This is a genomic window from Pseudomonas sp. NCIMB 10586, from assembly GCF_023127895.1.
Taxonomy (GTDB): domain Bacteria; phylum Pseudomonadota; class Gammaproteobacteria; order Pseudomonadales; family Pseudomonadaceae; genus Aquipseudomonas; species Aquipseudomonas synxantha_A.
In genome coordinates, this window is record NZ_SPKQ01000045.1 from 85,757 (window position 1) to 108,698 (window position 22,942).

A 22,942-nucleotide genomic window follows, 5' to 3' on the forward strand; every position below is an offset into this window, starting at 1 on the left:
TTTGGTCATCGTCAAGTGACGATCAATGTCTATTCGTGGTGCCGGGAGATTACCACGCAGACGGGCAGGGGATTATGACGTTTGAGCGGGGCCGTGCTATTGAGCGACGGCGCTGTATGACTGGCCCAGGTCGCGGGCCCAGCCGTCGAGTACTTCTTTTACGTTGTCGGCGGTCATCACTTGCTTGTCGTTATCCAGGGGAATGCCGATGCCCTCGCTCACGATGGCTGCCACCACATCGCCGGTCGAGCCGTCTTCGAGGGACAGTTGCGTGGCGATCTCGCTGTCCTGGTCGCGGATGCCGGCGGCGGTGCTCACGCCCGCTGCGACCAGGGTGATCGGCAGCCATTCATACAGGCGCAAGCCTTGGGGGCTGGTGGCGATCCGGGTAATGGCGGGGCGTACCGTAAGCGTGTCGGGCCCGGGCTTTGCGGCCAGATACATGTGTTTGCCAAGCTCCGACCGCAGTACCAGGTCGTAATATCCGGTGACGTGGAAGAGGGTGCTTTGCGGTATCTGGGCGCTGGGTTCAACGGCCGGGAAAAACTGGCTGGGCGCCAGGTACACCTGCTTGTATCGGCCACGCTTCAAGGCCGGACTGACCCAACTCAGCACGGTCTGGCCCGAAGCACTCTGGTGCTCTTTAAGCAGGCTGTAATCGTGAAGAAAACCCGCGTCTTCGGGCTCGATACGGTTGCTGCTGCAGGCCGCCAGGCTCAAGGTGGCCGCCATCAATAACGGCAGTGAACGTTTGCAGGTCATCAGTGGGCTGCCTGTTCGTTCGGGTTGTCATGAGAGCATTCGATGTGCAACTGCCCATGGGTCATGATCCAATGGACAAGCTCGGCGATGGGGATGGAGTGGGCATACTCGACCCAGCGCCCGGCGTCGGGGCTGTAATGTTCGAAGTAGCGGCGCAATACGATGCGGTCCTGGTCCGCCGTCAGGCCCAGGCAGGATTCCTGGAACAGCATGGGGCTGTCCTGTGCGGGGGACGATGTGCGCTGGCTCAGCACCAATGGCCGCCCGGTGTCCTGTGCCTGCTCGGTATACCTGCTGCTAGAAACCTTCATGAACGTCTCCTTGAATGGAAGGCGTGCAGGATGCCCGACGGGTTTTTCCCGAAGATGTCCGGGTTGTGTCCGTGGCGAAGGAATGTTGCTCGATTGAAATAAATGACCCCGGCGCCGGAATGGTTTTAGATGTTTTCCTTTTTTGCCAGGGGACCTGGGAACGTGAGCAGACTGCTGATCGTCGACGACGACGGAGAAATTCGGGCATTGCTGAAGAAGTTCTTCGTGCAGCACGCCTATGAAGTCGACGTGGCTGCCGACGGAGAAGCCATGTGGGCAGCCATCGCCCGGCAGCGGCCAGACACCATTATCCTGGACCTCATGCTGCCCGGTGAAGGCGGTCTTAGCCTGTGCCAGAAAGTCCGGGCGCAGATGGGCATTCCAATCATCATGCTCACGGCCATGGGCGAGCTCAGTGATCGCATCGTCGGCCTGGAGCTGGGCGCCGACGACTATCTGACCAAACCGTTTGCCCCCCGCGAATTGCTGGCCCGTCTGCGTGCGGTGCAACGGCGGGCGGGGCAGCCCGTCGGCGCTGCCAGTGAGCATTCCCGGCCAATCATCGCGTTCTCCGGTTGGCATCTGGATATTACCTGCCGCGAGCTGCGCTCTCCCGAGGGCGTGATGATTCCGCTGTCCGGTGGCGAATTCGACTTGCTGGTGGTGTTTCTTGAGCATCCTCAGCGCATCCTCACCCGCGACCAATTGATCGACCTGACCCACGGCCGGGACCACGACGCCTTCGACCGCAGCATTGACGTGCAGGTCAGCCGGCTGCGGCGCAAGATCGAGCCCGATTGCAAACGCCCGGACCTGATCCGCACGGTACGCAATGGCGGCTATCTGTTCACCGCCCCGGTCACCCGGTCATGATCCGCGACCTATTGCGTCGCGACACCCTGAACCGGCGCATCGCCCTGACCATTCTCGCCGCGATGCTCGCTTCGCTGGCGCTTAATGCCTTGTTCGTCCAGGTTGCCGGGGTCTGGGCGCGCCCGCCGATCGAGCGCACGGGGTTGCTGGAGCAGATGGCCGCCACCACCAAAGTCATCGAAGCCGCGCCTGCAACGCTGCGTTCGCAACTGGCGGCAGCGGCCAGCGATGCCCGCCTGCATGTGGCCTGGCATAACGACCCTGCGGATTTCGGCCTTCCCGACGGCAACACGGCGCTTCAAACGGGCGAAGTCCCGGGGATACAAGCACTGTTTGGCACTGGGCGACAAATTAAGGTGTTCAGCCCCAACGATTGGCCGCGTGGCAGCCCCGAAGCGCACTATGTTGCGCTCGTGCAGTTGCTCGATGGCAGCTGGCTGTCATTCGTCCCGCCTGAACGCACGTGGGGGCTGAGCGCACCCACGCGCATCGCGGTGATCATCACCCTGGGGTTGATCGCGACCTTGTTGGTGGCCTGGCTCGCGACCCGGCAATTGGCTAAACCGTTGCAGCGTTTCGCCAGTGCCGCCAGGCGTTTTGGTGGTGATTTGCGCGCTCCGCCCATCGACAGCGAAGGCCCCCACGAAATACGCCAGGCCATCATCGCCTTCAACACCATGCAGGCGCAGATCCAGCATTTCATCGGCGAACGCACCCATATGCTCGCGGCGATTTCCCACGACTTGCGCGCGCCTTTGACGCGGATTCGCCTGCGTTGCGAGTTCATGGAGGATCTGGACCATCAGCACAAACTGATTCGCGATGTCGAGGAAATGCAGTCGATGATCAACGCTGCGCTGGCGTTCTTTCGCGACGATACGGTGCTGGAGCAACGCACTGCATTCGATCTGTCGGAGCTGCTGCAAACCATCATCGATGACTATCGCGACCAGCATTTTGCGGTGGATTTCATTGGGCCGTCCCACCTGGTCTATCACGGACGCCCACTGGGACTTAAGCGGGTGATCGTCAACCTGCTGGAGAACGCCGCCAAATATGCGCGTCACCCTGGCATCTCTCTGAGTGGGGACGGTCAGCGCATCTGCATTGAGGTTCATGACCAGGGGCCGGGGATTCCCGAGGCTGACCTTGAGCGCGTATTCGATCCATTCTTTCGCCTCGAAACCTCGCGCAATCGTAATACCGGTGGCGTGGGTCTCGGGCTTTCAGCAGCACGCGCCATTGTGCGCGAGCAGGGCGGCGAACTGACGCTAAGCAACCGTCTGCGTGGCTCAGGCTTGGTGGCGCGGGTCGAGCTGCCTCGATAGCCTGATGCGGTGCGCGCATTATTTGCGCATTACGTTATGCGTTATAGGTATTTTACACGCGCCTCTTAGAACAGCATCGTATTGATCCTTACGAACATTGCCGAGACCGCACGCGCGGATCGACTTGACTGCCTAACACGGCATCTGGAGACGAGCGTGCGTTACCTGACAACACTGGCGGCCGGGTTGGCCGCCACCTTGCTAAGTCTGACGGCACAGGCACAAACCCTGGTCGTGGGTGACCAGAGCTATAACGCCCAAGCGGTGATGGAAGCGGCGGGGGTGCTGGATGATCTGCCCTATACCCTGGAATGGAAGCAATTCACCGCCGGGTCACCGGTGGCCGAAGCGCTCAACGTCGGCAGCCTGGATATCGGCCTGCTGGGCGATGCGCCGGTATTGTTCCTGGGCGCATTGGGCGCACCGATCAAGGTGATTGCCGTCAGCCGCCAGAATCTTGCGGGCGTGGCGATCCTGGTGAGAAAGGATTCGTCGATCCACAGCCTGGCCGATCTTGCGGGCAAGCGCGCGGCCATCTGGAAGGGCTCCTGGAGCCAGCAACTGCTGCTGACTGCATTGGATAAAGCCGGGGTTGCACGGGACTCTCTGGAGTTGCGCTACCTCAGCGCGCTGGATGCGTCCCATGCGCTGGAGGGCGGCGCGGTTGACGTCATCGCCACCTGGGAGCCGTATGTCACGCAACAGGAACGCCAGGGTGCGCGAGTGCTGGCGACCGCCGAGGAGTTGATCCCGGCGCAGAGCTTCATTGCCGCCAACGCCAATGCGGTAGAGGCCAAGCGTGAGCCTATCAGCGACTTTCTCCAGCGGCTGAAAAAAGCCCGTGACTGGGCTCGCCAAAACCCGGCCAACGCCGATGCCTATGCCGATGCCTGGGCCAAGCGCACCCGTGCCGACGCCGATATCGCCCGTGTGTGGTTTGCTCGGGCGCGCACCACCGTCGAGCCACTGACCGCCCAGGTGCCTGTGGAAGCGCAAAAGACCGTGGACTTTTTCGCCAGCCAGGGCCTGATCAAGGCTTACCCGGCCGCCCAACTGTTTGACCCGTCCTTCGCGGCGTCCTTGCAGCCCGCCGTCGCCACCCGCCAGCCCTGAAGGGGGTCTCGTCATGACTAAAAGACAGCTCAAACTGGGCGCCCTGACCATGGGCAGCGGTGGCCCGGGCCGGCATAACCTGTGGCTCGACCCGCAACTGCCGGCCGATGCCAGCGTCAACGTCGACTGGTACATCGAGATTGCGCGCCAGGCCGAGGCGGCGCTGTTCGACTTGATGTTTATCGTCGACAGCCAATTTATCACCCCCGGCTCGCCGTCCCATTACCTCAATCGCCTGGAGCCGCTGACACTGTTATCGGCGCTGGCGGTGAGTACCCGGCATATCGGCCTGGTTGGCACGCTGACCACCTCCTACAACTCGCCGTATAACGTGGCGCGGCGCCTGGCGTCCCTGGATTTGATCAGCAAAGGCCGCGCCGGCTGGAACGTGGTCACCAGCGGTGATGCTGGCACCGCAGGCAATTACAGCCGCGATGAACATTATGACTACGCCACCCGCTATGGCCGCGCCGCCGAACACGTCCAGGTGGTGCAGGGGTTGTGGAACTCTTACGAAGACGATGCGTTTGTGCGCGACCGCGCTACCGGCCAGTTTCTCGACCCCAGCAAGCTGCACAGCCTGAACCACCAGGGCGAACATTTTCGCGTGGTCGGCCCGCTGAATATCCAACGCTCACCCCAGGGCCAACCGGTGATCTTTCAGGCCGGAGATTCCGAGCCAGGCCGCGATCTGGGCGCAGCCACAGCGGACGTGATCTTCACCCATGCGGCCAGCATCGAGCAGGGCCAGGCGTTTTACCGGGATATCAAGGGCAGGGCGGCACAAAGAGGGCGCGATCCGGAGCAGTTATTGATCATGCCCGGTGCGGAAGTCTATGTGGGTGACACTGATGCACAGGCCCGGGAAATCGAGCAGCACTACCATCAACTCGACCATAGTTTTGAACTGGCGCTCAAGGAGTTCGGGCGTAATTTCGGCTGGCATGATTTCAGCCAGTACGACCTGGATGCGCCATTCCCGCAAGAGAGCCTGGAAGCGGCGCGCAGCAGTTTTTTCACCAATGCCAAACGCATCGCCGATCAGGCGCGGGAGAAGGGTTTCACCTTGCGCCAGGCCATTGAGTTTGGTCGGCAACTGCGTCCTGGCGCCTTCGTGGGTAGCGCCGATACGGTGGCGCAGAAAATGGCCGCCTGGCTCCAGGCGCGGGCTGTGGACGGGTTCAATATCTACATCGGCCACCCCGGGCAGTTCGATCGATTCACCCGGGAGGTGATTCCGTTGTTGCAGGAACGCGGTGTTTATCGCTCGGCGTATGAAGGCTCGACGTTGCGCGAAAGTCTGGGGCTGGCGATACCACGGTTCAAGGTTTGATAGCGGTGCCGACAGGGAGCCAAGCACCTCCCCGTTTCGCATAACTGCTGTGCAGTACCAGGGATTAATCCGCCTGCGCGCACTGCCTATAGTTCATTCACACACCGCAGCGTTTAAAAGCGCTGCGGGCTCCAGCCAAAAACTGAGATGAGCCTGATGAACGAATTCAACCCTGCGCCGACGGATATAAACCAAGTGGACGCCGAGTACTTCGAGTACAGCAAAGCGGCCAACCCCATCAGTGCCAACCTTATTGCGCGCATTCCCTACCACAGCTTTCCCGCCTCGTTATACGACAGTGGCCCTTCACGCGTGGTACCGCTGGACCTCAGCGACGCCTTGGGCTGCGAAGGCCCTGCGACAGGCCCCGGGCTGTGCGCTAACTTCATGCGCCTTAACCGTGGCGACACGCTGACCCTGCAACCCAATGCGACGTCCCAGGTGTTCTACGTGATCGCGGGCGAGGGCAGCGTGGTTCAGGGCAAACATGAGATTCAATGGTCAAAAGGTTGTTTTATGGCCTTGCCTGGCTTGCAGGCAGCACACTTCAGCGCCCGCCAGGATGCGCGTCTTTACTACGTGCACGATGAACCGTTATTGCGTTACCTGGGGGTGGCAAGCAGCGCAGACCGCTTCGCGCCGACGCTGTACCCCGCAGAACTGGCTAACGCCAAGCTGCGTGAAGCGGCCGACGATCCTCGTGCGCAAGACCGCAGCCGCATCAGCATTTTGCTGGGCAACCGCAACTTCCCCCAGACGCGTACCGTGACCCATGTGCTGTGGGCCATGTATGGGATCCTGCCGGCAGGCTCGGTACAGAAACCTCACCGGCATCAGTCGATTGCGCTGGACTTCATTATTGATTGCCCGCCGGGGTGTTACTCGCTGGTGGGCACCGAGCTGGACGCGGACGGGCAGATTCGCAATCCGCAGCGGGTGGACTGGTCGCCTGGCCTGGCATTTGTCACGCCGCCGGGGTACTGGCACGCGCACTTCAATGAATCGGATACCGAGGCGTTCCTGATTCCGATTCAGGACGCAGGGCTGCAAACCTATCTGCGCTCCCTGGATATTCGTTTCAGTTGAGTCATGTCCACTCAGGCGTCTGGCCCAGTCGCTCAACGATAAAGTCGATAAAGCACCTGACCTTGGACGACACGATGCGCTTGGGCGGGTAGACAAACCGCACGGCGAAGTCGCGCTCGACATCGCGTATTCGCCATTGCGGCAGCCACACGAGCAACTCGCCGGCCTGGATGCTCTGGGCGACCAACCAATCCGGCAAAAGGGCAAAGCCCAGCCCCTGGCGAGCGGCGATCAGTTGTGCGTCGAGATCATTTATCCGAATGCAGCCGTTGTGCAGCAGCGGTGATACATGATCGCCGCAGACAAAGCTGATAGCGCCCGTAGGCAGCGTACCCAACACCGCGGGCAAACCGGCGAGGTCGGCAGGGGTTGAGGGTGCAGGGTGCTGCCTGGCAAAAGCCGGGCTGACCACCACGCGGTAGTGGCCATCGCAGAGTTTGCGGGCCTTGAGCGTCGAATCGGCCAGCGCGCCAATGCGTATGGCTAGATCGACGCCGGCATGAATCAGGTTGACCTGAGCATTATCCAATACCAATTCCACACTGATTTGCGGGTAGCGCGCGCAAAAGTCCTTCAAGGCTGGAAGGATGTGATGGCGGGCGAATGCCGGCGGCAGGTTGAGCTTCAACAAGCCCCTGGGCTGCTGGTTCAACGCAGACGTCGCCGCCTTGGCGTGTTCCAGTTCATCCAGCACCCTGCGGGCGTGCATCAGGAAGGTCTGGCCGCCTTCGGTCAGGTGCAAGGTGCGCGTGGAGCGGTTGAACAACGCGATACCCAGGTCCTGCTCAAGATCCTTTATATAGCGTGAAACCGTGGACGCCTTGATCCCCAAACGCTCGGCTGCGCGGGAGAAGTTATTGCCTTCGGCAGCTTCGACGAAGGCGGTGAGGGCACTGAAATAGTCCAAGGGCAGCCTCGGGGCAGGGCAGGAAAGTTGGCAGGTTGTTGAAGTTTGCAGGGCGCTGTCAACTCGAAACTATCGTCATTTGCTGGCACAAGCTTGATCCTGGTCAGGTAACGCTGCTGCCACGCTCTATAACCTTGGGCTTCCATCAAAGGCCAGGGACGGCTCAAGGAGCACCTCTGGTCGCCCAATCTCAAGGAAGAGTCAGCCATGCGATCATTGAAGATCCTGTTGTTATCCTCGGCATTCAACGGTTTGACCCAGCGGGCCTGGCTGGATTTGCGCCAGGCGGGTCACGACCCCAGCGTTGTGGTATTCACCGATGAAACTACGGTTTGTCGCCACGTCGAGGCGTCAGGCGCCGACCTGGTGATCTGCCCATTCCTGAAGGACCGTGTACCCCAGCAGCTATGGAGCCACCCGCAGCGCCCGGTGGTGATCATCCATCCCGGCATCGTCGGTGACCGTGGCGCCAGCGCACTGGACTGGGCCATCACCCAGCAGGTCCGGCGCTGGGGCGTCACGGCCCTGCAGGCCGTGGAGGAAATGGACGCCGGGCCGATCTGGTCGACCTGTGAATTCGACATGCCCACCGATGTACGCAAATCCGAGCTGTACAACGGCCCGGTGAGTGACGCGGCGATCGTCTGCATCCGCGACGTGGTGGAAAAATTCGCCAATGGCTTCGTCCCGGAGCCCCTCGACTACACGCAACCTAGCGTTATCGGGCGGTTGCAGCCGAACATGACCCAGGCTGACCGCACCTTCAGTTGGTTCGATTGCGCAAGCTTCATCAAGCGCAGCATCGACGCCGCCGACGGCCAACCCGGGGTGTTGGCAAGCCTGCTGGGCGGGCAATATTACCTGTACGACGCGCACTTGGACTCACGCCAGGGCACCCCGGGAGACATCCTCGCGGTACAGGACGACGCCGTGTTGGTGGCAGCAGGGGATCACAGCCTGTGGATCGGCTCGCTCAAACGCAAGGCCCAGCCAGGGGAGGAGACCTTCAAGCTGCCGGCTCGCCATGTCTTGGCTGAACAACTGGCTGACATTCCGGTGTTGAACAGCTCGATCGCGCAACAAAGCTTCAATGCGCTGGCCTATCAACCGATTCGCTACCGGGAGGCCGGTCACGTCGGCGAACTGACATTCGAGTTCTACAACGGCGCCATGAGCACCGAACAATGCCAACGACTGGTGGCAGCATTGCACTGGGCCAAGGCGCGAGACACCGAAGTGTTGCTGATCAAGGGCGGGCGCGGGAGCTTTTCCAATGGTGTACACCTCAATGTCATCCAGGCCGCCAAAGTGCCGGGGCTGGAGGCCTGGGCCAATATTCAAGCCATCGACGATGTGTGCCGGGAGCTGCTAACCGCCAGGCAACTGGTGATCAGCGGCCTGACCGGCAGTGCGGGCGCAGGCGGCGTGATGCTCGCGCTGGCCGCTGACATTGTATTGGCCCGTGAGGGTGTAGTGCTCAACCCGCATTACAAAACCATGGGGCTCTATGGCTCCGAGTACTGGACCTACAGCCTGCCACGGGCCGTCGGCAGTGAGATCGCGCACAAGCTCACCGAAGAATGCCTGCCCGTCAGTGCCGTCCAGGCCTTGCAGCACGGAATGGTTCAGGACATCGGCCCACGCTGCCCACACGCCTTTGATCTGTGGCTCTCTCAACAGGCCCAAAGCGCGCTGACCGATGAGAAGTATCTGTACGCACGCACCCGTAAAGCCACGCTGGATAGTCAGCAGGTTGAACATTGCCGCGAACATGAGCTGGTACAGATGCAGTTGGATATGGTGCAAAACCGCCAACAGTTTGCCGAAAAGTGCCGAAACTTCGTGTTTAAACGCAAAACCTGCCAGACCCCGCAGCGCTTGATCGCGCCCTGGGCGGTGACGTACGAGGCCGAAGTCCCGGAATGCTGAATGGCTGACCGATCCTCTACGGTCGACGCGGGAAGGGCCCAGTCTCGCATTGGGCAATAGGGTTCCCCATAATGGAGGCCAATTCGCCCAAACGCTCAGACCAGAGGCCCCATGGAACTGCACAACCTGAACGATAACGCAGCGCTCGTATGAATCGTGCGCTGTTTATTTCGTTGGATGGGCCCAAGGGCACCGGCAAAACCACGCTGTTGGAGGCCGTTACGACAGCATTGAGGGCCGACAACAAAAAGGTTGTCCGCCTGTGCGAGCGCAAGAGCGATCCCTATCGAGCGCAAACGATGGCTCTGGTTAACACATTCGCCAGAGATCCCAGCCGGGATCTGGAACTTGAGGTGTGTGAACGCTTTGCCGACAGCCGTCGCTGGATTACCCGGCACGTACTGGCTGCCCAGCCACCTGACAGCATCATCCTGATGGACCGTTGGTACCCCTCCGATGCGGCGTTTCGTCGATTGATACCGTTTAAAGATATCCTTGCGCTGAACCTTGATCGACAGGTGCAAGTGCCGGATCTGCATGTGGGGGTTGTCACCACTGCGCAAATATCCTGGGCGAGGGCAGCGGCAAGGCGACGCGGGCTGAGCAGTACGGTGATGCATAGGCTGGAGGAGCAGGTTGTGTGTACCGAGGCGTTTGAACGGGCGGCTGTGGGGCAGGGGTGGGTGATGTGTCGCAATGAAGGGACGATTGAGGAGGCGATGAGGCGGGTGGTTTCGCAGATATATAAAGTCCTTTGATCGAATTCAACATGAAGGGCGCTAGGCTAAAAACAGAACGGCTGCGACACATCAGTAGCTTCAATAAGGTTTCCCTCGTACCCCCTAGAGTTCCACGCCAGGAGGTACGAGAGAGGTAAGCCATAGCCCTTAAACCAATCCTTCGCGTTTGTATTGATTTGCCGAACTGTCAGCGGGCTTGGGTTTTCTGGAACAGGTCAGCTGGTAAGCAATTGCCAACCATAGGAACCATCCCGGCATGACCATCAACGCAATTCGGGTATCTGGTCTCAATGCCAGCAGACAAAGAACAAAGCCCAGAAACGCCAAAGAGAACCAGGCCATCGGCGCACCGCCAGGCATCTTGTAGGCCGATTTTGCATGCAGGTCAGGACGAGTTTTGCAATAGGCAATGTACGACGCGAGGATCGTCGACCAAGTGAAAATCACCAGAATTGCTGACACGGTAGAGACGATGGTGAACGCGGTCATGACTTCTGGAACGATGAACAGCAACAACACGCCCAGCAGCATCAACAAGGTGGTGAACGCCAAGCTCGGCAGAGGCACGCTATTGCTCGACAGACGCCGGAAAATCCCCGGAGCGTTGTCCTGATTAGCCAGTCCGAACAGCATCCGGCTGGATGAAAATACGCCACTGTTGGCCGATGAGGCGGCGGATGTCAGCACCACAAAGTTGACGATACCGGCTGCTGCGGGGAACCCCGCAACCAGAAACAGCTCGACGAAGGGGCTCTTGTTGGGCGAAACCTGTTGCCAGGAAGTCACTGCAATAATGCAGGCCAGTGCCAGCACATAAAACAAGATGATTCTGAGCGGAATCGAGTTGATGGCTTTAGGCAGGGTCTTTTCGGGGGAGCGCGTTTCGGCGGCTGCGGTGCCGATCAGCTCGGTGCCCGCAAACGAGAAAATCGCCATCTGAAACCCGGCAAAGAAACCGAACAAGCCGTTGGGGAATGCGCCCTGTTTATCCAGCAAGTGGTTCAGGGACGCGGTGACGCCACTGGGTGAGACAAAGGAGCTGGCAATCAGCACGATGCTCACGCCAATCAGGGCAACGACGGCAATGATTTTGATGATCGCGAACCAGAACTCCACTTCACCGAAGAGCCTGACAGTCAGCACGTTCAAGGCGAACAGTGTTATCAGCATGCCAATGGCCGGTATCCATGCGGGTACATCAGGGAACCAATACTGAAAAAAACCACCCACCACGACTGCATCACCTATCACTGCAACGCTCCAGCTTAGCCAATATGACCAGCCGAGAAAGAATGCTGCGCGTGGGCCAAGATAGGCACCGGCAAAATCAGCGAAGGTTTTGAAGTTCAAGTTGGAAAGTAACATTTCGCCCATGGCACGCATGACGAAGTAGACGAACAGTCCGATGATCATATAGATGAGGATGATCGACGTGCCGGAGAGGGCGATGATCTTCCCGGAACCCATGAACAGGCCTGTCCCGATAGCACCTCCCATGGCCATTAACTGAATGTGACGATTGCTGAGTGTGCGCTGCAGCGCGGGCTGTTCAACCCGCTCGGACGGAGTCGATTTCATTACAAAACCTCTTGATTTTATGTTTTTGAGTTTTGGTAGAAAAGTGGGTGTCACATGACCTTGATTGAGATGTAACGGCTACTGACGGTGGTGGTTTGCGGATGGCAGGCTTTTCCTCCGCTAACAAGGTGCACGGCCAATAAAAAGAGTCATGTTTTTGTTCTCCGATTCAACAGTCGAAAGGCTGCGATTCAGGCGCGTTTGCTCTCGTAACCATGCAGCACATTGACGGCATTGATCCCGATTTCATCAACCATGTACCCGCCTTCCATCACAAACAGGGCAGGGCAGCCCACGCCGGCTATCAGCTCGCCGATGCCGATGAAGTCTTCGCTTTCAAGCAAAAAGTGGCTGATGGGGTCGTCCTTGAAGGTGTCGACGCCCAGTGAAATAACCAGCACTTCAGGGGCAAATTGTTGGAGTTTCTTGCAGGCGTGGAGCAAGGCGTTGCGGTAGCTTTCCCAAGAGGTGTTCTTCGGCAGCGGATAGTTCAGGTTGTAACCTTCGCCGTGACCAGCGCCGACTTCGTGGCTGTAGCCTGAGTAGTACGGGTAGGACACCGTCGGTTCGCCGTGCAGCGAGACAAACATGACGTCACTGCGCCCGTAGAAAATATTCTGGGTACCGTTGCCATGATGAAAGTCGACATCCAATACCGCGACACGCTTGGCGCCTCGGGTAATAGCCTGCTGTGCGGCAATGGCTGCGTTGTTCAGATAGCAATAGCCGCCCATGTATTCACGTGCTGCGTGATGGCCGGGCGGGCGGCATAGGGCAAAGGCACTGTCGTGACCTTCATCGATCAGCGCCAGTCCTGTCAGCGCGATATCGGCACTGGTTTTTACCGCCTGCCATGTGGTGGCGGTAATGGGTGAGCCCGCGTCCATGGCGTAGAAACCCAGCTTGCCGTCGATGAAAGTCGGAACTTGCTCGTTGGCCAGATCACGCACTGGCCATACCAGCGGCAAGGCATCGTGGGTGCGCCCGGTTGCGCACCATTCAGACCAGGCAGATTCCAGAAAAGTTACGTAGCGCTCGCTGTGCGCGTTGACATAGCACGACCGATCAAATGCTTGCGGTTCGATGATCTGGCCAAGCCCTACCTGTTTGACCCGATTGTGGACGGTATCGGCCCGACTGGGCTGTTCGAAGGACGGCTTGAGCACGCCGTCTTTCAATTCGGTGCCGTGGTGCAAACGGTGGGAATCACTGAAAACTGTAAACATTGTGCGCATCCGTTGATGTGGGCCAGTGCAAATATTCTGTTCCGGCTCTGACGCGCTTTCTTTGCTTTGTTTTCGTGGTTTACTGGATTATTCGGGCGTTTTTACTCAGGAATGACGTAATGCAGAAAAAAACATCCAAGCGCATCAGTCTCGATGACACCGACCTGGCGATTCTCGCGTTGCTGCAGGAGGATGCGAGTATTTCCAACTCCGAGCTCAGTGAGCGCTTGTCGTTAAGCCTGACACCTTGTTGGAGGCGGCGTAAGAGAATGGAGGAGGCGGGCGTGATTAAAGGCTACCAGGCGAACCTTGATCGACGAATGCTGGGGCTGGATATCATGGCGTTCGTGCACATCCGTTTTTCCACCCACGCCGACCATGCTCCCGATGCTTTTGAGGCGGTGATTGCTCAACTGCCTGAAGTGTTGTCTTGTCACAAGATCACCGGGGATGCCGATTACGTGCTGCAAGTGTTGGCAGAGGACCTTGATAGCTACAGTGACTTTATCGAACAGGTGCTCAGGCGTCAGGTGGGTATTGCGTCCATCCAGTCCAGTCTGGCTTTACGCGAAATTAAGACCAGTAGCCGTATCGCGATACCTAAATCGATTAAGGCGTGAATGGGCAGGGGTTAGACCACGAAGTGGAACCCTGTCTTTAACCGCATAGCCAAGAAGTGCGGCTGAAGTACGCCTTTATCAAGCAGCGCGCAGGCGACTATTCGATTCGACGGCTTTGCCTGACGCTGAAAGTCCATCCCAGCGGTTATTACGCCTGGCTGTCTGAGCCGCAATCTGTACGCGCCAAAGGCGACCAGCGACTGCTGGGTTTGATCAAGCATTCCTGGCTGGAGAGCGGCGGCGTTTATGGCTATCGCAAAATCCACGACGATCTGCGCGAGGTCGGTGAGGATTGTGGTCGTCATCGTGTGGCGAGGCTAATGCGTCTCGAAGGTCTGCGTTCTCAGACAGATTATCCACGCCGCCCTGGAAAGTACGGCGGTAAGCCAGCGGTCGTCTCACCCAATTTGCTGAAGCGCCACTTCGATGTTGTGGAACCCAACAAGGTTTGGGTAACCGACATCACGTACATTCGTACGTATGAAGGCTGGTTGTATTTGGCGGTGGTACTGGATCTGTTTTCTCGGCAGGTCGTTGGCTGGTCAATGAAGTCGCAGATGACCAGTGATTTGGCCATTGATGCGTTGTTGATGGCGGTTTGGAGGCGTAAGCCGAAGCAAGAGGTGATGGTTCATTCCGACCAAGGCAGCGAGATGTTCTACAACGTAAAACGCCGCCATGGTTTCAACAATCAGATGTCGCCGGTAGGGTTTGAAAAGCGTTACGCAATGAGCTTGCAAGGTGTCTAGAGAATCCGGGGCGATTCAAGGTAACCGAGAAGAAGGACAGGATAGTCGTCAGTGACAGGGTTCCTTCACAATATCAAATTTAACAAGTGGGCGATGTCATTTGTTCATGGGCGATCCTTACATCAATCAATGCCTGAGTTTTTCTACGAGTTGTGGAGCCTGATGTTCACAGATTTATGTTCATGGGGGCCTCTGGCTTATCTGTAGAAGACTCCTAGGGATTGTCGGCCGCCTCAAGCACCGAGGTGCTGACAGCAGCGCTTTGCACGATGGAATCAAGAAGGTGTTTTGGCTGGACGGATACGATCAATCCGCTGGAACACCTGGCCTTTCTCGATCCCGGCAACTGTTATCCGGTTGATGATGGTGAGTGCAGGCGTGTGGAACGTGGTTGCTTCGTGTCTTGATGGTCGATGTTCATTGACCCTCGGTATCAGGCTCACGCATGTTGAAGGTCACCCGATAAAGTATGCGAGCGCTAGCCTTAAATCGCCTGAACAGCGAAATTCTCTTACGTTGCGTACGGAGGGCACTATGGCTGTGTTTACGTTTGGTCATCCACCGCACGTCTTTTGATATTTGAAAATGCGAAAAAACGAATACGTTCTCGGTTTATTCTTGCGTAAGCGCAATAAGATATAAATCTATATACAGTCAGGGTAAAGACGCCCGATGCACTTCCCGTTTTCTTCTAAAAAAATTAAAGCAAAAGCCACAGTAACGAGTGGCTTTGTCTTTTCTGCGATGTAAAAAATAGGCACTTTGGCGTTTTTCTTTGTTTTGCGAGATTTTAATTGCGGCAACACTTGAAAACGCGTTGGCCGGTACGGCCTTCACATCAGTAATCGCTTGGAGCTATTATTTGCACATCGTGAAATGAGCTGCGGATCCAAATTGCAGATGCGCGGTTTAAAATTGATAAATACTGATCATGGATTCGCTGTTAGAGTATCGTTAAAGTCTTCGCGATATGGCCGCCTCTGCGCGCCGCGTCAATCATACCAAGCAGATTGGAAGTATTGAACTTATATAATAGTCTGAGTTTGTAAGCGCTCGCAGTCTTATGGCTGATCATTAAAAGCTTAGCTATCTCCTGATTGTTCATTCCCTTTGCCAAAAGTGCCAGGATATCGGTTTCGCGCCTTGTCAGCATTACTGGCTTTGTTGAGTGCGATGAGTAGTTGTGATTAATGGCCTGTTGCATTTTTTGTGTGATATATGGGAAGTGACTCTTGCCTCTTAGCAAGTCTTTGATAGCACATTGTATTTCACTCAGTTCAGCAGTTTTTGAGACAAAGCCGGAGGCGCCGGCTTTCAAACAGCGGATTAAATAATTCTCGGCATCATAGGCAGTGAATGCGAGTATTTTGCTTGAGCAATTACCCAAGGTCAGTAAAGAGATCACGTCCAACCCGTGTATTTTTAGCAGGTCGAGTTCCAGGATGAGCATGTGCGGCTCAAGCCTGTACACCATGTGCAGAGCTTCCTGCCCATTTTCAGTTTCGGCGACGACAGTGTGGCCACTCTGTTCCAGTAGTCTCTTGATCGAATAACGCATCAACGCATGGCGGTCTGCGACAACAATGGTGCTCATCCGTAAAGTCCTTTTCCGAGTAACGTGCCCGATGCTATAGGGGGGCAAGCCCATCGCAAGTAAGGCCGGCCTCATTCGATGAGGGCAGCACTTAGTTAAATATGGTTTTGGAGGTGCTGGCAAAAAAATTATCGTCAGTGCGAAATGTCTTTAGCCATTGTAGGAAAGATCTATAAATAAACCGCAAGAAAGTCCTGTATCGTCGTTTCGGTCTTCTGGTAGTTATATTGGAAGGTGCATGTCGAGATAGTTGCGCCTTAATGGGGTGTCTGCTAGTTGAGCGGTGGCAAACTTAATTAATAAGGATATGGTATGAAAAGTGTTTCTTTGAATAAACTGATTGCATCTAGTTTTCTTTGCGCATTGGTTGCGCCTTCGCTGGCCTATGCGGCGGATGGGATTGTAAACTTCTCGGGCAGCATCACAGATGTGACCTGTGACATTAACGGCCAGGGGCCAGGCGACGGCAACGTGACCAATGTGGAACTTGGCCGGATCGCGCCAGGTACATTTGCCGCGATTGGCAACGCGTCACCGTTTGTGCCGTTCAAGCTGCAATTGTCGGGTGCGCAATGCACTAACGACGCCAAGGTTTCGATCGATTTCGATCAAGTTGAGAACATCGATTCGGTCACCGGTAATCTCAAGCTGATTGGCAGTGCACCTGCAACAGGCGTGCAGATTCAAGTATTCAACGATACGGCCAATGGCAAGAAAATCCAGCTGGGCCAAAGAGAAACAACGCCTCAGGTGGCAGTGGTCAAAGGCAATACTGCGACCTTGTCCTACAAAGCGTCTTACGTATCGACCGCGCCTGCTGTCACTCCGGGTTCTGGCATTTCGTTCGTACGCTACACGCTGGCCTATCAATAACCGCTGACGATGCAGGAGGTGGTTCATGGCGCCGATAGCGCGTACGTATTCTCTCGCCATCGGCGCTGTGTTCCTCGGGCTGTTTGTGCAAGCGTCCCAGGCAGCCATTGTGGTGCAAGGCACTCGAGTCATTTTCCCTGCCGGTGTGGATGACGTGACGGTCAGGTTGGCAAATACCAGTAGTGAGCCAGTACTGGTGCAAAGCTGGGTGGATGATGGACATGCAGAAATGGCCCCTGAGGATGTTCAGGTTCCCTTTGTTGTCGCGCCTGCGGTCAGCCGGATTGACCCCAGTGGTGGCGCGGTGTTGAGGATCAGTCGAACCCAATCCATTGCTGTCACCGACCGCGAATCGCTGTTCTGGCTCAATGTGCTGGAAACTCCGCCGCGCAGGGCTTCGGATGATGCGGTGTTGCAGTTTGCCTTCAGGACGCGACTCAAGCTGCTTTACCGCCCGACCGCGCTTGCATCGGGCGTAGACGCTGCTCCCGAGCAGCTCAAATGGACGGTTGTAGCGACGCCCAAAAGCACGGGTGCGACGAACCTGGAGGTGGCGAATCCGACGCCGTATTACGTGTCCTTCGGCCATGTCGAAGTTGACTGCGATGGCCAGGCGTTTCCCGTCAAAACCGGGATGGTGGCACCGTTCGGCAAGACAGTGCTCACAACCTCAATCCGCTTTAACTGCCACGCTAGTCGGCCAAAAGTGCGTTACGAAGCCATCAATGACTATGGCGCAAGGCGGATGTTCGAGCAGCCCGTAGGCAAATAACGCCACAGGCCTCGCGCTTCTTTCCGGTTCCGGCACACAGCCGTGGCATGGGACTGACTATGTTTTTACCTGTTCGATTTCGACCGAGAGCATTCGGTGGTCTGGCTATGCCATGGGCGAATGAAAGTCGTCCTTGGGCACTGTTTTTATTCATTGCCGTCCTGTTGGGAGGGCAACTTCAGGCATGGGCTCAGGATGTGCCAACGGCAACGCCTGTCACGCCCAGCCAGCTTGATGAACCGATCATTTTCGATTCACAGATGTTAATGCAAGGAGCGTCCGGCATGGCCATTGATACCACCCGTTTTGAACAGCCGGACCGCAATGTTCCTGGGACTTATCGCTTGGATATCCTGATCAACGGCCAATGGCGTGCGATCCAGGAGGTCGAGTTACGGGCAGTCGCCGGGCTTGCGGATGCACAACCATGCTATAGCGCCGAACTACTCATGCGTGTTGGCATAGACCTTGAGCGTAGTCGCAGAGGACGTGGCAGCGATCAACAGAGCGCGGTCGTCCCGCAAGGACTGACCTGCGACAAGCTTGAGCGTTTCGTGCCGGGCGCTGCCATCAGTGTTGACCTGCCCGAACAGAAACTGCGCATCACCGTTGCGCAGTACTACCTGCAACGGCCCGCCACCAGCACCTATGTCGACCCGTCCAGTTGGGACAGTGGCGTAACAGCCGGCTTGCTGAACTACGACGCCAACCTGTTCAGCGCTCAGAGCCAAGGGCGCCGAGACACGCATGCTTATTCAGGGTTGAACATGGGCCTGAACCTGGGGGGTATCAGGCTGCGGCATAACGCCAGCCTGACCTGGTCGCCCACATTGGGTGGGCGTTACCAGCGCGGTTACGCCTATGGTCAGGTCGACCTCACGGGCTGGAAGTCGCAGTTGCTGTTCGGCGAGAGCACTACCAGTGGTGAGTTGTTCGATGCGGTGTCGTTTCGCGGCGTCCAGCTCGAAAGCGACGACCGCATGTTGCCTGATACGCAGCGCTACTACGCCCCAGTGGTACGTGGCACCGCGACCTCCAATGCCAAGGTTTCGATCTATCAGCGTGGGTACCTGGTCTACGAAACAACTGTAGCGCCCGGCTCCTTTGAAATCGCCGACTTGCAAGCAGCGAGTTTTGGTGGCGACCTGCGGGTAACAGTCACCGAAGCCGATGGTCGCGAACACGGGTTCGTCGTGCCATTTGCTACGACGGTGCAATTACTCCGCCCAGGCTCAACGCGCTACAGCCTGGTGGCCGGTCAGTTGGTGGATCCCGGTTTGCACGGCCGACCTCCGCTTGTCTTGCAAGGCACCCTGCAACGCGGCCTGGACAACAACCTGACCGGTTACGGCGGCACCGCACTGACCCCCGGCTATGTATCCGGCTTGGCAGGCATGGCGCTTAATACCCGGTTCGGCGGTTTCGCCGCCGACCTTACTGCAGCCAGCACCGAACTCCCCGCAGGGCAGACCCAGCAGGGTTCCAGTTTGCGCCTGTCGTACAGCAAGAACCTGCCCAATAGCCGCACGAATTTCTCGTTACTCGCCTATCGCTATTCAACCTCAGGGTACTTGGGGCTTCACGATGCGGTAGCGCTTCAGGATCGGATGCGCAACGAGTCCGGGCGCGCCACCGACTTCGCCCGTGTACGCGCTCGGTTCGACGCCAATATCAGCCAGGGGCTGGGCACCGATGGAGGCAACGTATATCTCAACACTTCCTCAAGCCAGTACTGGCAGCAAGCGGGGCGGACCCTCAGTTTCTCCATGGGCTACAGCAATCAGTGGCGCGGTAATTTCTACTCGATCGCGGCCCAGCGTAGTCATAGCGCATCGCCAGGTGGGCTGCGACATGCAAGGGATCAAGACGACACGCAGCTCACCTTCACGCTGTCGATTCCCTTGGGCCGCGATGGGCATGGCGGTGCGGTGATCAACAGTTATGCCAGCCATGACCGTCGCTCAGGCCGGCAAATGTCTACCGGTATATCCGGTGCCTTCAATGAACGCGGTGATGCTTCTTATGCCGTTTCGGTCGCCCATGCGGACAGGCAGCGGGGCGCCTCCAGCAATGCCAGCGTCAACTACCGCCTGCCCCAAGGCGCGTTCGGTGCAAGCCTTTCCCAGGGGCCGGATTATCACCAGCAGTCACTCAGTGCATCGGGCGCCGTGGTCCTGCACCCGGGCGGTGTGACGCTTGCGCAAACACTTGGCGAAACGGTGGGTGTGGTCAAGGCACGCGACGCCGAAGGCGCCAGGGTTGGCTACGCAGGGTCGAGCATTGGCAAGGACGGCTACGCGATCATCACCAGCCTGAGCCCTTATCAGCTCAACCAGGTTGATGTCGACCCGCAAGGCGTACCCAATGATGTGGAGCTTCAGGTCAGCTCACGCAGCGTTGCGCCTCGCGCAGGCGCCGTGGTGATGCTGGATTTTCCGACGCGTAGATCCCGCCCGCTGTTGATCGACAGCCGACGCAGCAATGGCCAACGCCTACCGTTTGCTGCCTCAGCCATTGATGTGCAGAGCGGCCAAGTGATTGGTGCGGTGGGGCAGGGCAGCCGGCTGGTGGTACGCAGTGACAAGGATCGTGGCTCGATTCGCGTGGAGTGGGGCAGCGATGCCGACCAGCAATGCCAAGTGGATTATGCGTTGCCCGAGCGCCACGCCCGCGAAGGCAGCGCGTTCGAGTTGCTCAATCTGGTGTGTCACGACATAGACGCCCGGCCTGCAGGTAAGGAGCGCGGGTTGTGAGGTCGCTTTATGCCGTGTGCCTGCTGATTTGCGCGCATGCCAGTAGCAGCCAGGCAGCGTTGACGGTGACGGGAACTCGCTTCGTCTACGCAGCCGATGCACGTGCGCTGACGGTACGAATCAGTAATGGCGGCGAAGCGCCGATCCTGGCCCAGAGCTGGTTGGACCGTGGCCAGATCAATCAAGACCCCTCAGGCCTGTCCGTGCCGTTCGTAGTCAGCCGTCCGTTGTTGCGCTTGGACCCTGGGCAGCGCAGTGCGCTTGAAGTCCGCTACACCGGCGAAGCGCTGCCCACCGACCGCGAGTCGCTGTTTTGGCTGAACTTCCTTGAAGTGCCACCGCTGCCGCCACGCAGTACACATCTGCTGCGGCTTTCGTATCGGTTGCGCATGAAGCTGCTGTTCAGGCCGGCGGGGCTGGCGGGGAGCGCGGAAGAGGCGGGCCGACAGTTGACCTGGCGTGCACACCGCAAGGCCCTTGAGGCCTGCAATAAGGCACCGTTTTTTGTCTCGCTCACTGCGCAGCGACTGGAGCCGGGAGCCGCTGACGAGATTCAGCGCAGCGCCACGATTGCGCCATTTACCTGCGCGGATTTCCCCCTTACAGGGGCGTCGGCGACACCCACTTTTATCCATTACCAATTTGTTGCAGACAGGGGAGAAATGATCGATGCACGGGCGCCGGTTCACCATGATTAACGGTTTCGCGACGAGGCCTTTGCTCGCCGTCGGTGTCGCGCTGGCGCTCTCTGGCGTGCCCTCGGCGTGGGCACAAGTGCCCAGTGCGGGCCAGGTGATGCGTGACATCGAATCCCTGGCACCGGCACCCCTGCCTTCTGCGCCGGTGCAGGTTGACATGCCCCAGCCTTCAGCACCGTCTCAGGCAACGCCTGGCGGCGGTATGCAGTTGCAAGTGAAAGGTTTTGTGATCGACGGCAACCAGGCCTTCAATCGCGAGCAACTGCTTGAACTGCTGGCCGACTTGCCGGGCCAGTCATTGGACCTCGCCGGGCTACGCGCCGCTGCACAACGCATCACACAGTATTACCAGGCTCACGGGTATGCACTGGCGCGGGCTTTTTTGCCCGCCCAGGACATTGATCAAGGCATCGTGCGTATCCAGGTGCTGGAGGGACATTACGGCCGCATCGAGTTGAACAATCGCTCCCGCGTGATCGATGCTGTGTTGCAGCAACCGTTGTCGGCATTGCGTCCGGGTGAGGCGGTCTACGACGCAGACCTGGAGCAAAGCCTGTTGTTGCTCAGCGATCTTCCAGGCGTGGCAGTAAAAGGCACCTTGCGCCCCGGATCACTGCCCGGCAGCACCGACCTGGTGGTCGATGCCGAGCCTGGCCCCTGGTACGCCGGCACCCTGGAAGCCGACAACTACGGCGACCGCTACACCGGCGAATATCGCCTTGGCGCCAGCCTGGTTTTAAACAACCCGCTGCGCTTGGGTGATGCCCTCAACATGCGCCTGCTGCAAAGCGATCAGCACCAACGTTACTACCGCTTCGGCTACAGCCTGCCCGTGGGCCCGTGGTCGACCACCCTTGGCACCTCTTATTCGCGCATGAGCTACCAACTGGGCAAGGACGTAGAAGTGCTCGAAGCAAAAGGCCAAGCCACCGTGCGCAGCCTCTTCGCTTTGCAACCCTTGATTCGCAGTCGCACCTTCAACCTCAGCGCGCAATTGCAGTTCGACGACAAGCAACTGCAAGACGATATCGACCTGTTCGACCTGCGCAGCCCCAAGCATGTGGAGTTGTGGACCCTGGGCATCAACGCCAGTGGCCAGGATCGCTGGCTGGGCGGTGGGCAAAGTTTTGTCTCGCTCAGCTACAGCGCGGGGCGCCTGGGTATCGGCGAAGCCATCGACCGCACCATGGATAGGCTCAGCGCCGGCGCCGCGGGACATTTCACACGCGCCAATCTGAGCCTCGGCCGCTTGCAGTACCTGAGCCCGCGCTGGCAGCTGTACAGCCAATTGAATGCGCAGTGGGCGGGTAACAACCTCGACAGCTCCGAGAAGTTTGGCCTTGGTGGCCCCAATGGTGTTCGTGCCTACGCGTTGGGTGCCGGCAGTGGTGACCAGGGCTGGCAGGCCAGTACCGAGCTGCGCTACCTGGCCGCGCCGGGCGTGCAATTGAGCGGCTTCGCCGACCGGGGCGTCATCACGGTCAGCAAGCGGCCCTGGACCGCGCAAAGCAATCAGCGATCACTAACGGCCGCAGGGGTTAGCGCCAGTTGGCGCGGCGCCGGGCAACAGCTCAGCGTCACCGCAGCATGGCCCATCCACGGGACTGAGCAGAACGACGCACCGCATCAGGATCCGCGCGTGTGGTTCAGCGCCATTCAGTATTTCTAAGCACATTTGTGCCTGGAAGCAGTACCGC

General features: G+C 58.3%; 19 protein-coding genes and 1 pseudogene. 14 read left to right on the plus strand and 6 right to left on the minus strand.

The window, feature by feature from the left end:
- Nucleotides 1-96: 96 nt before the first annotated feature.
- Nucleotides 97-762 (minus strand): DUF3313 domain-containing protein, encoded by a 666-nt coding sequence (locus tag E4P01_RS20375; protein WP_216091344.1) that lies wholly within the window; start codon nt 760-762, stop codon nt 97-99.
- Entirely contained in the window at nt 762-1,073 is a 312-nt protein-coding gene (locus tag E4P01_RS20380; RefSeq protein ID WP_078821384.1) for a hypothetical protein, read from the minus strand. Before E4P01_RS20380 ends, E4P01_RS20375 begins: the two co-directional genes overlap by 1 nt.
- Nucleotides 1,074-1,202: 129 nt before the next feature.
- Here E4P01_RS20380 and E4P01_RS20385 point away from each other — a divergent pair, with 129 nt between their 5' ends.
- From E4P01_RS20385 to E4P01_RS20405, 5 genes are all read left to right on the plus strand, one after another.
- A complete protein-coding gene (locus E4P01_RS20385; RefSeq protein WP_216091345.1) occupies nt 1,203-1,946 on the plus strand; it encodes a response regulator in 744 nt (247 codons plus the stop codon).
- Nucleotides 1,943-3,274, plus strand: coding sequence for an ATP-binding protein (locus tag E4P01_RS20390; protein WP_148853223.1), 1,332 nt, complete (start codon nt 1,943-1,945; stop codon nt 3,272-3,274). The genes E4P01_RS20385 and E4P01_RS20390 overlap by 4 nt, the downstream gene beginning before the upstream one ends.
- 156 nt (nt 3,275-3,430) lie before the next feature.
- Nucleotides 3,431-4,387 carry an ABC transporter substrate-binding protein gene (locus E4P01_RS20395; RefSeq protein ID WP_216091346.1) on the plus strand — a complete coding sequence of 319 codons (957 nt, stop codon included), beginning with the start codon at nt 3,431-3,433 and terminating at the stop codon, nt 4,385-4,387.
- Between the two features lie 13 nt (nt 4,388-4,400).
- Nucleotides 4,401-5,720, plus strand: a complete 1,320-nt coding sequence (locus E4P01_RS20400) for an LLM class flavin-dependent oxidoreductase (RefSeq protein ID WP_216091347.1) — start codon at nt 4,401-4,403, stop codon at nt 5,718-5,720.
- 156 nt (nt 5,721-5,876) lie between these two features.
- Nucleotides 5,877-6,806 carry a cupin gene (locus tag E4P01_RS20405; protein ID WP_216091348.1) on the plus strand — a complete coding sequence of 310 codons (930 nt, stop codon included), beginning with the start codon at nt 5,877-5,879 and terminating at the stop codon, nt 6,804-6,806.
- A gap of 1 nt (nt 6,807) precedes the next feature.
- Here E4P01_RS20405 and E4P01_RS20410 read toward each other — a convergent pair whose 3' ends face one another.
- Entirely contained in the window at nt 6,808-7,713 is a 906-nt protein-coding gene (locus E4P01_RS20410; RefSeq protein ID WP_216091349.1) for a LysR family transcriptional regulator, read from the minus strand.
- 207 nt (nt 7,714-7,920) lie between these two features.
- Between E4P01_RS20410 and E4P01_RS20415 the strand changes: the two genes are divergently transcribed.
- Nucleotides 7,921-9,642 (plus strand): hydrogenase maturation protein, encoded by a 1,722-nt coding sequence (locus E4P01_RS20415; RefSeq protein WP_216091350.1) that lies wholly within the window; start codon nt 7,921-7,923, stop codon nt 9,640-9,642.
- A gap of 149 nt (nt 9,643-9,791) precedes the next feature.
- Complete coding sequence (locus E4P01_RS20420; protein WP_216091351.1) at nt 9,792-10,400, plus strand: dTMP kinase; 609 nt, start codon at nt 9,792-9,794, stop codon at nt 10,398-10,400.
- Nucleotides 10,401-10,529: 129 nt separating this feature from the next.
- Here E4P01_RS20420 and E4P01_RS20425 read toward each other — a convergent pair whose 3' ends face one another.
- The gene (locus E4P01_RS20425) at nt 10,530-11,960 is read right to left on the minus strand and encodes an amino acid permease (protein WP_078821377.1); all 1,431 of its coding nucleotides are present in this window, start codon (nt 11,958-11,960) and stop codon (nt 10,530-10,532) included.
- A gap of 191 nt (nt 11,961-12,151) precedes the next feature.
- Nucleotides 12,152-13,186: a histone deacetylase family protein gene (locus E4P01_RS20430; protein ID WP_078821376.1), complete on the minus strand. Its 1,035-nt coding sequence runs from the start codon at nt 13,184-13,186 to the stop codon at nt 12,152-12,154.
- 119 nt (nt 13,187-13,305) lie between these two features.
- Here E4P01_RS20430 and E4P01_RS20435 point away from each other — a divergent pair, with 119 nt between their 5' ends.
- Nucleotides 13,306-13,806 carry an Lrp/AsnC family transcriptional regulator gene (locus E4P01_RS20435; RefSeq protein WP_216091352.1) on the plus strand — a complete coding sequence of 167 codons (501 nt, stop codon included), beginning with the start codon at nt 13,306-13,308 and terminating at the stop codon, nt 13,804-13,806.
- A 50-nt stretch (nt 13,807-13,856) separates the two neighbouring features.
- A pseudogene (locus tag E4P01_RS20440) lies at nt 13,857-14,555 on the plus strand (IS3 family transposase); the annotation flags it as partial.
- Between the two features lie 943 nt (nt 14,556-15,498).
- On the opposite strand, the gene E4P01_RS20445 reads toward E4P01_RS20440, so the two are convergent.
- Complete coding sequence (locus E4P01_RS20445) at nt 15,499-16,149, minus strand: response regulator transcription factor (RefSeq protein WP_216091353.1); 651 nt, start codon at nt 16,147-16,149, stop codon at nt 15,499-15,501.
- Between the two features lie 312 nt (nt 16,150-16,461).
- Between E4P01_RS20445 and E4P01_RS20450 the strand changes: the two genes are divergently transcribed.
- The 5 genes from E4P01_RS20450 to E4P01_RS20470 all read left to right on the plus strand — a co-directional run bounded on the left by E4P01_RS20450 (nt 16,462) and on the right by E4P01_RS20470 (nt 22,914).
- Entirely contained in the window at nt 16,462-17,022 is a 561-nt protein-coding gene (locus tag E4P01_RS20450) for a fimbrial protein (protein WP_216091354.1), read from the plus strand.
- A gap of 25 nt (nt 17,023-17,047) precedes the next feature.
- On the plus strand, nt 17,048-17,794 hold the full coding sequence (locus E4P01_RS20455; protein WP_216091355.1) for a fimbria/pilus periplasmic chaperone: 747 nt from the start codon (nt 17,048-17,050) through the stop codon (nt 17,792-17,794).
- 260 nt (nt 17,795-18,054) lie between these two features.
- The gene (locus tag E4P01_RS20460; protein WP_282443000.1) at nt 18,055-20,547 is read left to right on the plus strand and encodes a fimbria/pilus outer membrane usher protein; all 2,493 of its coding nucleotides are present in this window, start codon (nt 18,055-18,057) and stop codon (nt 20,545-20,547) included.
- The gene (locus E4P01_RS20465; RefSeq protein WP_216091357.1) at nt 20,544-21,245 is read left to right on the plus strand and encodes a fimbria/pilus periplasmic chaperone; all 702 of its coding nucleotides are present in this window, start codon (nt 20,544-20,546) and stop codon (nt 21,243-21,245) included. The genes E4P01_RS20460 and E4P01_RS20465 overlap by 4 nt, the downstream gene beginning before the upstream one ends.
- A complete protein-coding gene (locus E4P01_RS20470; RefSeq protein WP_216091358.1) occupies nt 21,238-22,914 on the plus strand; it encodes a ShlB/FhaC/HecB family hemolysin secretion/activation protein in 1,677 nt (558 codons plus the stop codon). Before E4P01_RS20465 ends, E4P01_RS20470 begins: the two co-directional genes overlap by 8 nt.
- Nucleotides 22,915-22,942 lie beyond the last annotated feature (28 nt).

Coding starts and splice junctions, on each gene's coding strand:
- E4P01_RS20375 (WP_216091344.1), bottom strand. CDS start 762: ATGACCTGCAAACGTTCACTGCCGTTATTGATGGCGGCCACCTTGAGC.
- E4P01_RS20380 (WP_078821384.1), bottom strand. CDS start 1,073: ATGAAGGTTTCTAGCAGCAGGTATACCGAGCAGGCACAGGACACCGGG.
- E4P01_RS20385 (WP_216091345.1), top strand. CDS start 1,203: ATGTTTTCCTTTTTTGCCAGGGGACCTGGGAACGTGAGCAGACTGCTG.
- E4P01_RS20390 (WP_148853223.1), top strand. CDS start 1,943: ATGATCCGCGACCTATTGCGTCGCGACACCCTGAACCGGCGCATCGCC.
- E4P01_RS20400 (WP_216091347.1), top strand. CDS start 4,401: ATGACTAAAAGACAGCTCAAACTGGGCGCCCTGACCATGGGCAGCGGT.
- E4P01_RS20405 (WP_216091348.1), top strand. CDS start 5,877: ATGAACGAATTCAACCCTGCGCCGACGGATATAAACCAAGTGGACGCC.
- E4P01_RS20415 (WP_216091350.1), top strand. CDS start 7,921: ATGCGATCATTGAAGATCCTGTTGTTATCCTCGGCATTCAACGGTTTG.
- E4P01_RS20420 (WP_216091351.1), top strand. CDS start 9,792: ATGAATCGTGCGCTGTTTATTTCGTTGGATGGGCCCAAGGGCACCGGC.
- E4P01_RS20425 (WP_078821377.1), bottom strand. CDS start 11,960: ATGAAATCGACTCCGTCCGAGCGGGTTGAACAGCCCGCGCTGCAGCGC.
- E4P01_RS20430 (WP_078821376.1), bottom strand. CDS start 13,186: ATGTTTACAGTTTTCAGTGATTCCCACCGTTTGCACCACGGCACCGAA.
- E4P01_RS20435 (WP_216091352.1), top strand. CDS start 13,306: ATGCAGAAAAAAACATCCAAGCGCATCAGTCTCGATGACACCGACCTG.
- E4P01_RS20445 (WP_216091353.1), bottom strand. CDS start 16,149: ATGAGCACCATTGTTGTCGCAGACCGCCATGCGTTGATGCGTTATTCG.
- E4P01_RS20450 (WP_216091354.1), top strand. CDS start 16,462: ATGAAAAGTGTTTCTTTGAATAAACTGATTGCATCTAGTTTTCTTTGC.
- E4P01_RS20455 (WP_216091355.1), top strand. CDS start 17,048: ATGGCGCCGATAGCGCGTACGTATTCTCTCGCCATCGGCGCTGTGTTC.
- E4P01_RS20460 (WP_282443000.1), top strand. CDS start 18,055: ATGTTAATGCAAGGAGCGTCCGGCATGGCCATTGATACCACCCGTTTT.
- E4P01_RS20470 (WP_216091358.1), top strand. CDS start 21,238: ATGATTAACGGTTTCGCGACGAGGCCTTTGCTCGCCGTCGGTGTCGCG.